Genomic DNA, 11,069 nt, shown 5'->3' on the forward strand with positions numbered 1-11,069 from the left:
CAACGGGCACTTCTGCGGCGCCAAGGGCGGCGGTGACTGGAGTGTCGAGGAGTGGAAGAGCGAGATCGACCAGTTCTACTCGTTCGTGGAGCACTGGAAGTCCAACACCGGCTACAAGGACATCGACCCGCTGCCCTTCGACTTCAGGAAGGAGGTCACCGGCGGCCGGGCGCCCTGTCTGGAGGGCCAGAAGAACCTGCTGAAAGCCATCAAGAGCTACGGCTGGCGCTACGACGCGAGTTCCGCGGGCGACTTCCAGATCTGGCCGGCGAAGAAGGACGGGGTCTGGGACTTCCCGCTCCAGATGCTGCCGTACGAGTCCGGCAAGTACCAGGGCCTGTCCATGGACTTCAACTTCCTGTACAACCAGTCGGACGGCGAGACGCAGGGCAACGCGGCCGAGTTCCCCAAGTGGGAGCAGCAGACGGTCGATTCGTACATGGCCGGTTTCAACCGGGTGTACTACGGGAGCCGGGCGCCGCTGTTCATCGGCAACCACTTCGAGGACTGGAACGGCGGCATCTACATGCGGGCCATCGACCAGGTGGTCAAGAACGTATGCACCAAGAAGGGCGTGAAGTGCGTGTCCTTCAAGGAACTGGCCGACTGGATGGACGTCCAGACACCGCAGACGCTGGCGCGGCTGCGCACCCTGGATCCCGCTCAGTCGCCTGACTGGTCGTCGGTCGTCAAGTGACCTGTGAAACAGTCTGGTTCCACTTGTGCATCCCGTCTTCACATGCGCCGCACACGGCGTGCGAAGATGCGTTCGCCCGGTCTCTGTCACCGGAGTCCCGGTCTCTGTACCGGCGTAGAGGGGAACATCATTGAAGTCAAGAAAATTGAGCCGTAAGCGGAGCCGCGCCACCATAATCTCGGCGGCGGCCGCCTCCGTGGTGGCGGGCGTCGCCCTGCTGCCCAACTGGAGCGCGGGCGCGGCGGTCACCGACGACCCGACCGTCGACACGGCGACCAAGGCGACCTTCCAGCGGCTGGCGGACGCGGTCTTCACCGACCGCACCCAGGCCCTGGTGGGCGGTGCTTCGAAGGACCGCGAGCAGCGGACCTCCGGATTCTCCGGCGATGTGCGCCTGTCCGGCACGCAGTCGCGCCAGGAGGACTCCGCGCTCAGCCAGCTGCGCGGCCGCAAGAGCCGTCTGGCCGCGCTGGGCGAGCAGTACAGCGCGGGCAGCACCAGCGTGAAGCTGGACGCCACGCAGGTCAAGGGACGGCGTGCCACGGTGGACGTCACCGAGACCACGTCGCTCACGTACAAGAAGGTCACGGGCAACGAGCCCCCCACCACGGGGTTCCAGGCCCACCACGAGCTGACCTTCCAGGCGGACCGCGGTGGCAACTGGCAGCTCACGCGCATCAAGGACACCGACGAGGGCTACCTCGCGGTGAACCAGGTGGCGAAGCCCGAGGTCGCCAAGCCGACGGTGAAGGCGGACGACGGCCCGCCGGACGCGCCTCGCGCGGCCACCACGCGGCCGGCTCCGGCGAAGCCGAAGACCCTGACGGGTACGGGTTATGACTACAAGGCCATGACCGCGTACGCGACGAAGTACTGGAGCAAGTACAACACCGCGTACCCGGACTTCAACGGGGCCGGCGCCGGTGGTGACTGCACCAACTTCGTCAGCCAGGCGCTGAAGGCGGGTGGCTGGAAGCACGTTCCCGGTTACACGAACGACTTCCACAAGTGGTTCGGTACCGCCGACATCCAGTCGGACTCCTTCGTGGGTGTGAACGAGTTCTCCTGGTTCGCGCTGTCCTCGAAGCGGGTCACGAGCCTTGCGAATGTCTACCAGGCCGACATCGGCGATGTCATCCAGATGGACTTCAACAAGGACGGGTCCAAGGACCACACGATGATCGTCACCAAGCGCGACGCCCAGGGCGTGCCCTACGTGACGTACCACTCCACCAACACCTACAACCGGTCGGTGGCGAGCCTCGTCGCGTCCTACCCGACGGCGGCGTTCTACGCCTACCGCACCTGATGAGGTGACCGAGGACCCCCGCCCGGCAGCCCGCCGGGCGGGGGTCTTCGCGCGTCCGGACCCCGGTGGTCCTTTGCCGTGTGGCGGGCCGTGGATAAAGTCGGCCGTCGACCGGGTTTTGGCGGTGTGGGCTTCAGGGGGCGTGGATGAGCCGGTACGCGCGGTTGGCGTTCACCAAGAACGTGCGGGGTGTGCAGGAGGAGCGGGGCAGTGCGCAGGCGATGGCGCGGCTGCTGGCTCAGGACACCGAGGAGCCGGACCGGCTGGGGCCGGACGAGGCGGACTTCATCATGGCCCGCGACGGGTTCTACCTGGCCAGCACCGGGGAGGACGGCTGGCCGTACGTCCAGTTCCGGGGCGGCCCGCCGGGCTTCGTGCATGTGCTGGACAGCGGCACGCTGGCCTGGGTGGAGGTGCGCGGCAACCGGCAGTACATCACCGCGGGCAACCTCCGCTCCGACGACCGGGTCTCGCTGTTCTTCATGGACTACGCCAACCCCACCCGGCTGAAGATCTTCGGCCGTGCGGAGACCCGTGATCCGGCCGAATTCCCGGAGCTGCACGAGCGGTTGTCCGATCTGCGCACCGACGGCCCGCTGGAGCAGCTCATGCTGATCCGGGTGGAGGGCCTGTTCTGGAACTGCCCCAAGCACATCACCCCGCGCTACTCGGAGCCGGAGCTGGCCGAGGCGCTGGAGCCGGTGCGGGAGCGGCTGCGGTTGCTGGCGGAGGAGAACCTGGAGCTGCGGGAACGGCTCCAGGCACGGGACTGAGGCGGCGCCGGCGGTCCACGGGCCGCGGCGGCCGGAACCCCTGGGCGGGGTTCCGGCCGCCGCGTGCTCAGGGACCCGGCGTCACTGTGCGGCGAGCCGGGCGCGGATCAGCCACAGCCGGTTGGCGAAGCGGCGCCCGCGCGGCTGGACGTCGTACGGCCAGCGGCCCTCCCCCGCGCCGGGCTGGCCCGGCTCCTTCAGCGACTCGACCTCCCAGCCGTTGGCCTCCAGGAACGGCTCCGGCTCGTCGGTGCCGAAGATCCACGGCGTGCCGTCCTCCGCGAGCCGGTCGAGGAACGGCTTGGAGAAGGGGCTGCGCAGCAGGGTCCGGCCGAGGATGTCGAAGGCCAGGTGGCTGCCGGGCGCGGAGGCGGAGGCCAGCAGGCGCAGCAGCCCGGCCGCCTGCTCCTCGGTGAGGAAGAAGGTCAGCGCCTCGGCGACCCACAGCGTGGGCCGGGTCCGGTCGAAGCCCGCCGCCTCCAGGTCGGGCAGCCACTCCTTGGTGAGGTCCGCGGAGACCTCGTGGCGCCGCACGGCGGGCTTGGCGCCCAGCGCGTCGAGACGGCGCCGCTTCTCGGTGATGAGCGGGCCGTGGTCGACCTCGTAGACGTCGACGTCGTCGGGCCAGTCGAGGCGGAAGGCGCGGGTGTCCATCCCCGCGGCGATCAGCACGACCTGGCCTATCGAGCCGTCCGCGAGCAGGTCGCGGATCGCGTCGTCCAGGAAGCGGGTGCGGATGGAGATGAACGGCAGCAGACCGCCGCCGACATAGCGGTCGATCAGCTCGAATCCCTTGGGCTCGGCGAGATCGCGGGCCAGCGGGTCGACATAGAGGGCGTCCTCGCGCTCGGACTCCAGGGCGCGGGCGGCGGCCATCCACTGTGCGGTGTACGAAACGGCGTGCATGGGTGTGGTGGTCCCTTCGGCAGGTGCTCGGTCTGGCAGGTCGGTTGGTGGGCGGCTCAGGTGCGGATGACCGCCTTGGTGCGCATCAGGAAGTCGCCGAGGAAGCCGTCGTGCGGCAGTCCGGGGGCGATGCGGTAGGTGGGTGTGTCGCCGACGTAGACGTTGCCGATGGTGGGCTCGTCCAGCAGCCGGTCGATCAGTTCCTCCCGCGTGGTCAGGGCGGTGACGACGAGGCTGTCCCGCAGGACGGCCGTGCCGGCCTCGGGGGTCCAGGGCGCCACCCAGACGCAGGGGAAGGGCAGTTCGACACCGAGCTGGGCCGCGTCGGGCCGGTCGACCTGGTGCACGGCGGGCCGCAACGCTGCGCTGCCGTCGCCGAGTTCGGCCACGACCCCCTCCGCGCCCAGCCAGGGCCGGGTGCCCGCCGCCCGGTTCGCCAGATGGGCGCCGAACGCCCGTGCCGTGGCGACGGGTTGCACCGGCAGTACGGCTTTGTCGTCCTCCGGCGCGAGCGCGGGCAGCGCGCCGAGCCGATCGGCGAGGGCGGCGCACAGCGGTGCCGGGTCGCCCTCCACGAGGACGGCGGTGGCGTTGACGCAGCCCGTGCCGCCGTGGTGGCTGACCGAGTCGACGATGGTGTCCAGGTGCTCGCGCCAGTCCACGTCGGCCGTGACGAGGATCTTGGACCGGCCGGGTCCCTGGGTCAGCACCGCCGGGTCGGTGCGGTGGCGCCGCACCGCGTCGTCGCCGCCGTACACCATGCCGAGGTCGGCGCCGCGCAGCAGCTCGTCGGCCAGCTCGTGCCCGGTGGGCAGGAACGCCACCTGGTCCGGCCCGAGCCCGGCCTCGCGCAGCGCGGTGATCAGACGGTACGGGGTGAACGGCTCCCGGCGCGAGGGGCGGACGGCGACCCGGAAGCCGAGCGCGAGCGCCTCGGGCCAGAGGCTGTGGGTGCCGGGGTGGTTGCCGGCCGCGTTCACCGCGAACACCTCGCCGCGCCGGGTCCACACCGCGCGCCCGGCGCGGGTGAGCGGGTCCCGCCAGTCGTCGCGGGCGTCCGCCGGCCTGGCCCGCCGCGCGCTGTCGTACGCGGCCGCCAGGCGCTCACCGATGGCGTGGGTCGCGGTGCGGACGACCCCGAGGGGCACTCCGCCGACCCGGCTGACGAGATGCTCGTGCTCGGCGACGGTCAGCCCACCCACCCGGGCGGTGGTGAACAGCTCCGCCGCACGGGCCAGTACGGCGGCCCGCCGGTCGGGGGCCGCGGGCTCGGCACGGCGCAGCGCGGTCAGCGCGCGGTGCAGGAACACCCCCGGCACCAGGCTCAGCTGGGCGACCGGCGCGCCGGAGACATCGGTGACCGTGAGCCGGTTGCGGGCGCGGTACGGGCCCCTGGGTCCGAGCGCGTCGAGCTGGGGCAGCTCGTCCTCTTCCAGCGCGGGCGGCATCAGTAGACCCCCTCGATGACCGTCTCGTTCTCGAAGGTGCCGACCGGCGCGATGTCGGCGACGGAGTCCCCGATCCCGCCCTCGGGCGGCCGGACGCGGGTGGCCAGGTCGCGTTCGAGGTTGTTGGGCAGCAGGAAGGACTTGCTCACGTGGTGGGCGACCACCCGCCCCCGCTCCCCGTAGGGGACGGGCCGGCCGGTCTCGGGGTCGACCACGCCGAAGGTGACCCAGGGGTCGAGGGTGTCGAAGACGCAGGGCCCGTCGTCGGGCAGGCCCGGGCGCTCCCCCGCGAAGCCGAGGATCATCGTGCTGCCGTAGTTGCCGCTGAGGACGGTGTCGGGGAACACCTCCGTGCGGTAAAGGTGGCGGGAGTCGGCGTCCATCTGGGTGCCGCCCCAGCGGATCGCCCGGACCTTGTCGTTGACGAGGTCGACCAGGTCGTCCCGGCGGGCCAGCCGCTCCAGCAGGGGCGGGGTGATGGTCATGACCCCGATGTCCTGGGTGCGCAGCACCTCGGCGGCCTGGTCGATGACGTGCTCGGCGTAGGCGCCCGCCTCGGGTCCCCGGCCCTCGGCGATGGTCCGCTTGACCCAGCGCGGGTCGAGGTCGACACGGAACCCGTACCGGCCGTGGGTGGCGGCGGAGCGCTGGAAGTACTCGCCGACGATGTGCGGGCCGCCGGGCACCAGGCCGAGCCAGTCGGCGCCGCGCGGGAAGCCGTGCGCGTCGAGCGCCTCGTTGCTCCAGTGCAGGGTGCGCTCCAGCCAGTCCCGCAGCAGCACCACGCGCTTGGGGGCGCCGGTGGTGCCGCCGCTCTCGTAGACCCCGATCACGTCGGGGCGGTCGCCGTAGCCGCGCGGGACGAGGTCGGCGGCGGGCACGTACCGCAGTTCGGCGGCGACGTTGGGGAAGCGGGCCAGATCGGCGTGGGTACGGATGTCGCGGCGGGGGTCGAAGTCGAAGGCGGTGGCCCGCTTGAGCCAGAACGGCGACCCGGTGTCCGGGTCGAAGTGCCAGGCCATGGCGGCCTGGACGAAGGCGTCCGGGTCGGGGCGGGTGCCGTGCGGCGGTTCGAGGATGCGGTCGGTCTCGGCGATGTCCAGCGTCATGGCGCGTCCCAGGTCAGGTGGTCAGGAGTGGGGTCCGGCGGCGAGGGCGACGGGGTTGCCGTCGGGGTCGGTGACATGGGCGATCCGCTCGCCCCACGGCATCTCCACGGGGTCGCGCAGCAACGGGACGCCGGCCCCGGCGAGTTCCTTCAGCAGGGTGTCCAGGTCGTCGACGAGGACGAACATCTCGAACCGGACCCCGGTGCCGAGCGGCCTGTCGTACCGGGTGGCGGGCCAGTCGGCGGACACCACGGCCAGCTCCGCCGTGCCGCGGGCGAGGGCGATGTACGTGGGCTCGCCCTCGGGCGGGTTCTGCCGCAGCCGGGTGAAGCCGAGCCGTTCGTAGAAGGCGGCGGTAGCGGGGACGTGCTCGGCGAAGACCAGGGGAAAGGCGCGCTCCTGCATGGCGGGTCGGCTCCTGTCGTCGGGGGCGGTCACGGCTGGAGCCGGGTGACGTGCCAGTCGGCGCCGTCACGCTCGTAGCGCAGCCGGTGGTGCATCCGGTCCGAGCGGGCCGACCAGAACTCCACCTCGTGCGGGACCAGCCGGTAACCGGTGAACCGGGCGGGGCGGTCCAGGGCGGCGCCCGTGGCGGCGAGGGACTCGGCGGCGGCGCGCAGCGCGTCGGGGTCGGTGAGGGGCTCGCTCTGCTGGGACGCGGCGGACATGGCGTGCAGCGGGACGGGCCGGGCGTGCCAGAGGGCGTCGGCCTCGGCCTCTCCGATGGGGACGGCGGGGCCGCCGATGCTGATCTGCTGGGCGGTCTCACGCCAGTAGAGCAGCCCGGAGGCCCAGCCGGTCTCCTCGATGTCCCGGCTCTTGCGGCTGGTGCTGTGGGTGGTGAACAGCAGGCCCTGGTCGTCGATGCCGCCGAAGACCACGACGCGGGTGGAGGCGCGGCCGCGCTTGTCGGCGGTGGCCAGGGCGAGCGCCCTGGGCTCGCGCACCCCCTGCTCGACGGCCTGGGCCAGCCAGGCCCGGACCAGGCCCAGGGGCTCCGCCGGCGGGTCGTCGTACTCCGGGAAGCCGCGGTCGGTGCGGCCGGTCAGGCTCTCGAACTTGCTGCTGTTCATGCCGTGCCTTCCTTGAGTCGGTCCGGCCTAGACGTAGAGGTTTCCGCGCCCCACGGGGACGCCGTGACCGCCGACCTGGACGGAGGTGATGTGCTCCCCGCTGCCCTCGGCGGTGGCGAGCATCAGCGAGGGACGGCCCATCTCCACGCCCTGGAGGATCTCCAGCGGCTGCCCGTAGCGGGCGAGGCCGTGCCGGGCGAGGTGGATGGCGAGGGGACCCGCCGCCGAGCCGGTCGCCGCGTCCTCGACGACGCCGTAGGCCGGGGAGAACATCCGGGTCCGCCAGTGCGAGCCCTCCCCGGCGAAGCAGTTGGCCGCCATGTCGGGGAAGCGGGCGAGGGCGCGGTGGTCCGGGGTGAGCGCGGAGAGCGCGGCGACGCTCTCCAGCCCGACGAAGACGTGCCGGGGCCCGTTGCGGTAGATCTCCACCGGCGCGACGGTCCCGGTGACGCCGAGCGCCTCGAGGAGTTCCCCGGCGTGCTCGTACGGTTCCCAGACGGGGTGCGGCTGCTGCATGCGGACGGTCACCGCGCCGTCGTCGTCCCCGAGTTCGACGGGGATGGTGCCCATGGCGGTCTCCAGCCGCAGCCGGTCCCGTTTGAGCACCTCGCCGAGCGCGACCGCCGTACCGAGCAACGGGTGCCCGGCGAAGGGCAGTTCGTTGACCGGGGTGAAGATGCGGATGCGCGCGTCGCCGCCGTCGCGGGCGGGGTGGACGAAGGTGGTCTCGGAGAGGTTCATCTCCCGCGCGATCCGCTGCATCTTCTCGGCGGAGAGGTCGCCGGCGTCCAGGAAGACGGCGACCGGGTTGCCGTAGAGCGGTGTGCGGGAGAAGGCGTCCACGAGCAGGTACTCGTGCATCAGCGGGGCTCCTGGGTGACCTGGGGAATCGGGAGGGCGGTGGGGTCGGCGAGGGCCTCGACGGCGAAGCCCATGCGGTGGTCCGGGGGGCGGCCGATCAGGTCGGCGGCCCGGTTGGGCGGCAGCGGGTGGCCGGCGGGGCGGTCGGTCTCCCACACCATGACGGCGCCCCAGCGGTTGTGCGCCGGGTCGGCGACCCAGTACTTCACCCTCAGGCCGGGGACCTCGGCCCAGTCGCCGGTCACCCCCTCCGACAGGTGCGCGTTGAGGGTGCGGATGCTCTGGGGCGAGTCGTCCAGGTCCCACCAGGCGATCTCCAGCCTCATCGGGCGAGCACCCCCCGCAGCGCGTCCCCGAGCAGCCGGGGCCCGTCGACGGTGAGCACGGACTCGGCGTGGAACTGGAAGGAGGCGAAGTGCGGCCCGCGCAGCGCGTCGACCTCGCCCGTCTCCGGGTCCCGGCTGACCGCGACCTCGCCGGTGCCGGGTACGTGGTGGTGGTCGGCGGGGCTGACGGCGGCGAACGTGTTGTAGTAGCCGACGCGTTCACGCCGTCCGAACAGGTCGATGGCCCGCTGCAGCCCCTGGTTGGGTTCCGCCCGCCGGATCAGCGGGAGTCCGAGGCGGCGGCTGAGCACCTGATGGCTGAGACAGACCGCGAGGAACGGCAGCCGGTCGCGCAGGAGTTGGGCCACGGCCGCGTCCAGCGCGGCGATCTTCGGGTCGGCGGTGTCCTGCGGGTCGCCGGGGCCGGGGCCCATCACGACCGCGTCGAATCCGTCGAGGCGGCCGTGCAGCCGGTCGTAGCGCAGCACCTCGGCGGTCGGGCCGAGCGCTTCGAGCTGCTGGACGATCATCGCGGTGAAGGCGTCCTCGGCGTCCACCACCAGGATTTTCCGCCCCTTCAGCTCGGGCACCCTGAGGGCGCCGGGGGGCGTGGCCCCGAGCCAGAAGTCGGCGATGTCGGCGTTCCGGCCGCGCAGCGCCTCCTGCACCTCGGGCCGGTCCCCGAAGCGCGCCGCCGGCAGCGGGGGCACGTCCGGGCCGGCCGCGCCGCCCAGGGCGTGCAGCAGGCCGGCCGCCTTCGCGCGGGTCTCGGCGGCCTCCGCGCGCGGGGAGGAGTGGCGTACGAGGGTGGCGCCGACCGCGAGGCGCAGCCTGCCGTCGGCGGCGATGTCGGCGGTGCGGATCAGGATGGCGGAGTCCAGCGAACGACCACCGCCGGGCTCGCGGCTGATCAGCGCGGCGACGCCGCTGTAGTAGCCGCGTCCCTGGGGCTCGTGCCGCTGGATGACGCGGGCCGCGCTCTCCACCGGGCTGCCGGTGACGGTGGGCGCGAACAGGGTCTCGCGGAGGATGTCACGCAGGTCGCGGCGGGTGCGGCCCTCGATGAAGTACTCGGTGTGGGCGAGCCGGGCCATCTCCTTGAGCCGGGGTCCGGTGACCCGGACGCCGGGCTCGCAGACGCGGGACATCATCTTCAGTTCCTCGTCCAGCACCATGTAGAGCTCGTCGGTCTCCTTGCGGTCCTGGAGGAACGCGGTGAGACCGGCCAGGTCGGCGCCGCCGGCCGGGTAGCGGTAGGTGCCGCTGATGGGGTTCATCACGGCGTGGCCCCGGCGCACCGAGATGTGCCGTTCCGGGGTGGCGCCGACGAAGGCACGCCCGCCGACGTGGATGACGAAGGTCCAGTAGGCGCTGTGCTCGACCGCGGTCAGCCGGCGGAAGACGGCCAGGGCGGTGTGCGGGGTGTAGCCGTCGAGGTCGGCGAGCAGGGTGCGGCGCAGCACGAAGTTGGCGCCCTCGCCGGTGCCGATCTCGTCGGCGACGACCCGCCGGACCTTCTCGGCGTACTCGTCGTCGGACAGGTCGAAGCGGTGGCCGCTCATGCCGACCGGGGTGTGGGGCAGCCGCTCCAGCACGTCCGCGAGGGGCAGCTCGGCCTGCTCGGTGACGGTGAGCGCGATCAGGGGCGAGCCGTCGTCGGGGGCGGCGAAGTCCCGTTCCGCCAGCTGGCGGTAGGGCACCAGGACGAGAGTCTCGTGGCCCGGGGTGTCCTTGCCCTCCGGCAGCGGCAGTCCGGCGAGCGTGGCCGGGTGGGAGACCTCGCCCAGCAGGACGTCGACGGTGCCGGGGGTACCGCTCTCCGGCCGGTGCAGCAGGGCGAAGTCCTGGTCGCCGGGTGCGGCGAGCAGGCGGTCCAGGAGGTCGCTGGGCGGGCTCACCGGAACACCTCCGCGCTGGGCAGGACCACCCCGCAGCGCTCGGCCACGTAGTCCAGGGCGAGGCGGTGCCGTTCGGCGGAGAAGTCGGCGACGGCGTCGGCGGCGAGGAAGACCTGGATGTCGTTGGTGAACGCCTCGACGGCCGTGGCGAGCACGCCGATGTGGGCGTAGACCCCGCAGAGCACGAGCTGGTCGCGTCCGGCGGCGCGCAGCCGGCGCAACAGGCCGGAGCGGTGGAAGGCGCTGTACCGGTACTTGGTGAGCATCCAGTCGCCGGGCTCGGGGGCGAGTTCGGGCACCACCTCGCGGTCCTCGGGCGCGGTACGCATGCCCGGACCCCAGAAGTCCTTCAGCAGTCCCCGGTCCTCGTCGGTCATGCCACCCGGCTGCGCGGTGTAGGCCACCGGCACCGCGAGGCTCACGGCGCGTTTGCGCAACCGGGCGGCGTTGTCGACGAGTTCGGAGCGCAGTGGGTCGGGGACGGAACGCAGGAAGAAGTGCTGCATGTCGTGGATCAGCAGCGTGGCCCGCTGCGGGTCCGGCGTCCAGTGGGCCGTGTTCGCCGGGAGGCTGTCCGCCGCCGGCAGGGCGTAGGGCGCGATACGGGGTATGCCGACCACCAGTCGGCTCCTTTCGGGGCGGGAGGGCTATGGGTCTTTCGTTTGGATC

General features: G+C 72.3%; 12 protein-coding genes. 3 read left to right on the forward strand and 9 right to left on the reverse strand.

The features are described 5' to 3' along the window. The 3 genes from CCN33_RS23155 to CCN33_RS23165 form a co-directional block, all read left to right on the forward strand. Window positions 1-697: polysaccharide deacetylase family protein (locus tag CCN33_RS23155; RefSeq protein ID WP_483027253.1), on the forward strand; the 697-nt coding region annotated here is incomplete at its 5' end. A 196-nt stretch (window positions 698-893) separates the two neighbouring features. After that, window positions 894-2,006, forward strand: coding sequence for an amidase domain-containing protein (locus CCN33_RS23160; protein ID WP_086695441.1), 1,113 nt, complete (start codon window positions 894-896; stop codon window positions 2,004-2,006). Window positions 2,007-2,152: 146 nt separating this feature from the next. After that, window positions 2,153-2,779, forward strand: a complete 627-nt coding sequence (locus CCN33_RS23165) for a pyridoxamine 5'-phosphate oxidase family protein (protein WP_086695442.1) — start codon at window positions 2,153-2,155, stop codon at window positions 2,777-2,779. Window positions 2,780-2,860: 81 nt separating this feature from the next. Here CCN33_RS23165 and CCN33_RS23170 read toward each other — a convergent pair whose 3' ends face one another. From CCN33_RS23170 to CCN33_RS23210, 9 genes are read right to left on the reverse strand one after another with little or no spacing between them, the layout of a single operon-like run. After that, window positions 2,861-3,685, reverse strand: coding sequence for a class I SAM-dependent methyltransferase (locus tag CCN33_RS23170; protein ID WP_086695443.1), 825 nt, complete (start codon window positions 3,683-3,685; stop codon window positions 2,861-2,863). 56 nt (window positions 3,686-3,741) lie between these two features. Further along, window positions 3,742-5,133 (reverse strand): aldehyde dehydrogenase family protein, encoded by a 1,392-nt coding sequence (locus CCN33_RS23175; RefSeq protein WP_086695444.1) that lies wholly within the window; start codon window positions 5,131-5,133, stop codon window positions 3,742-3,744. Continuing rightward, window positions 5,133-6,242: a phenylacetate--CoA ligase family protein gene (locus CCN33_RS23180; protein ID WP_086695445.1), complete on the reverse strand. Its 1,110-nt coding sequence runs from the start codon at window positions 6,240-6,242 to the stop codon at window positions 5,133-5,135. Before CCN33_RS23180 ends, CCN33_RS23175 begins: the two co-directional genes overlap by 1 nt. Before the next feature lie 21 nt (window positions 6,243-6,263). Continuing rightward, window positions 6,264-6,647, reverse strand: coding sequence for a VOC family protein (locus tag CCN33_RS23185; RefSeq protein ID WP_086695446.1), 384 nt, complete (start codon window positions 6,645-6,647; stop codon window positions 6,264-6,266). Window positions 6,648-6,676: 29 nt separating this feature from the next. Next, window positions 6,677-7,315 carry a phenazine biosynthesis FMN-dependent oxidase PhzG gene (gene phzG / locus CCN33_RS23190; RefSeq protein WP_086695447.1) on the reverse strand — a complete coding sequence of 213 codons (639 nt, stop codon included), beginning with the start codon at window positions 7,313-7,315 and terminating at the stop codon, window positions 6,677-6,679. Between the two features lie 27 nt (window positions 7,316-7,342). Then, window positions 7,343-8,176, reverse strand: coding sequence for a PhzF family phenazine biosynthesis protein (locus CCN33_RS23195; RefSeq protein ID WP_086695448.1), 834 nt, complete (start codon window positions 8,174-8,176; stop codon window positions 7,343-7,345). Beyond that, the gene (locus tag CCN33_RS23200) at window positions 8,176-8,502 is read right to left on the reverse strand and encodes a hypothetical protein (RefSeq protein WP_086695449.1); all 327 of its coding nucleotides are present in this window, start codon (window positions 8,500-8,502) and stop codon (window positions 8,176-8,178) included. Before CCN33_RS23200 ends, CCN33_RS23195 begins: the two co-directional genes overlap by 1 nt. Continuing rightward, a complete protein-coding gene (locus tag CCN33_RS23205; RefSeq protein ID WP_208621856.1) occupies window positions 8,499-10,400 on the reverse strand; it encodes an anthranilate synthase family protein in 1,902 nt (633 codons plus the stop codon). The genes CCN33_RS23200 and CCN33_RS23205 overlap by 4 nt, the downstream gene beginning before the upstream one ends. Further along, entirely contained in the window at window positions 10,397-11,020 is a 624-nt protein-coding gene (locus tag CCN33_RS23210) for an isochorismatase family protein (protein WP_086695450.1), read from the reverse strand. Before CCN33_RS23210 ends, CCN33_RS23205 begins: the two co-directional genes overlap by 4 nt. Window positions 11,021-11,069 lie beyond the last annotated feature (49 nt).

Source organism: Streptomyces recifensis (assembly GCF_002154615.1).
Taxonomy (GTDB): Bacteria; Actinomycetota; Actinomycetes; order Streptomycetales; family Streptomycetaceae; genus Streptomyces; species Streptomyces griseoluteus.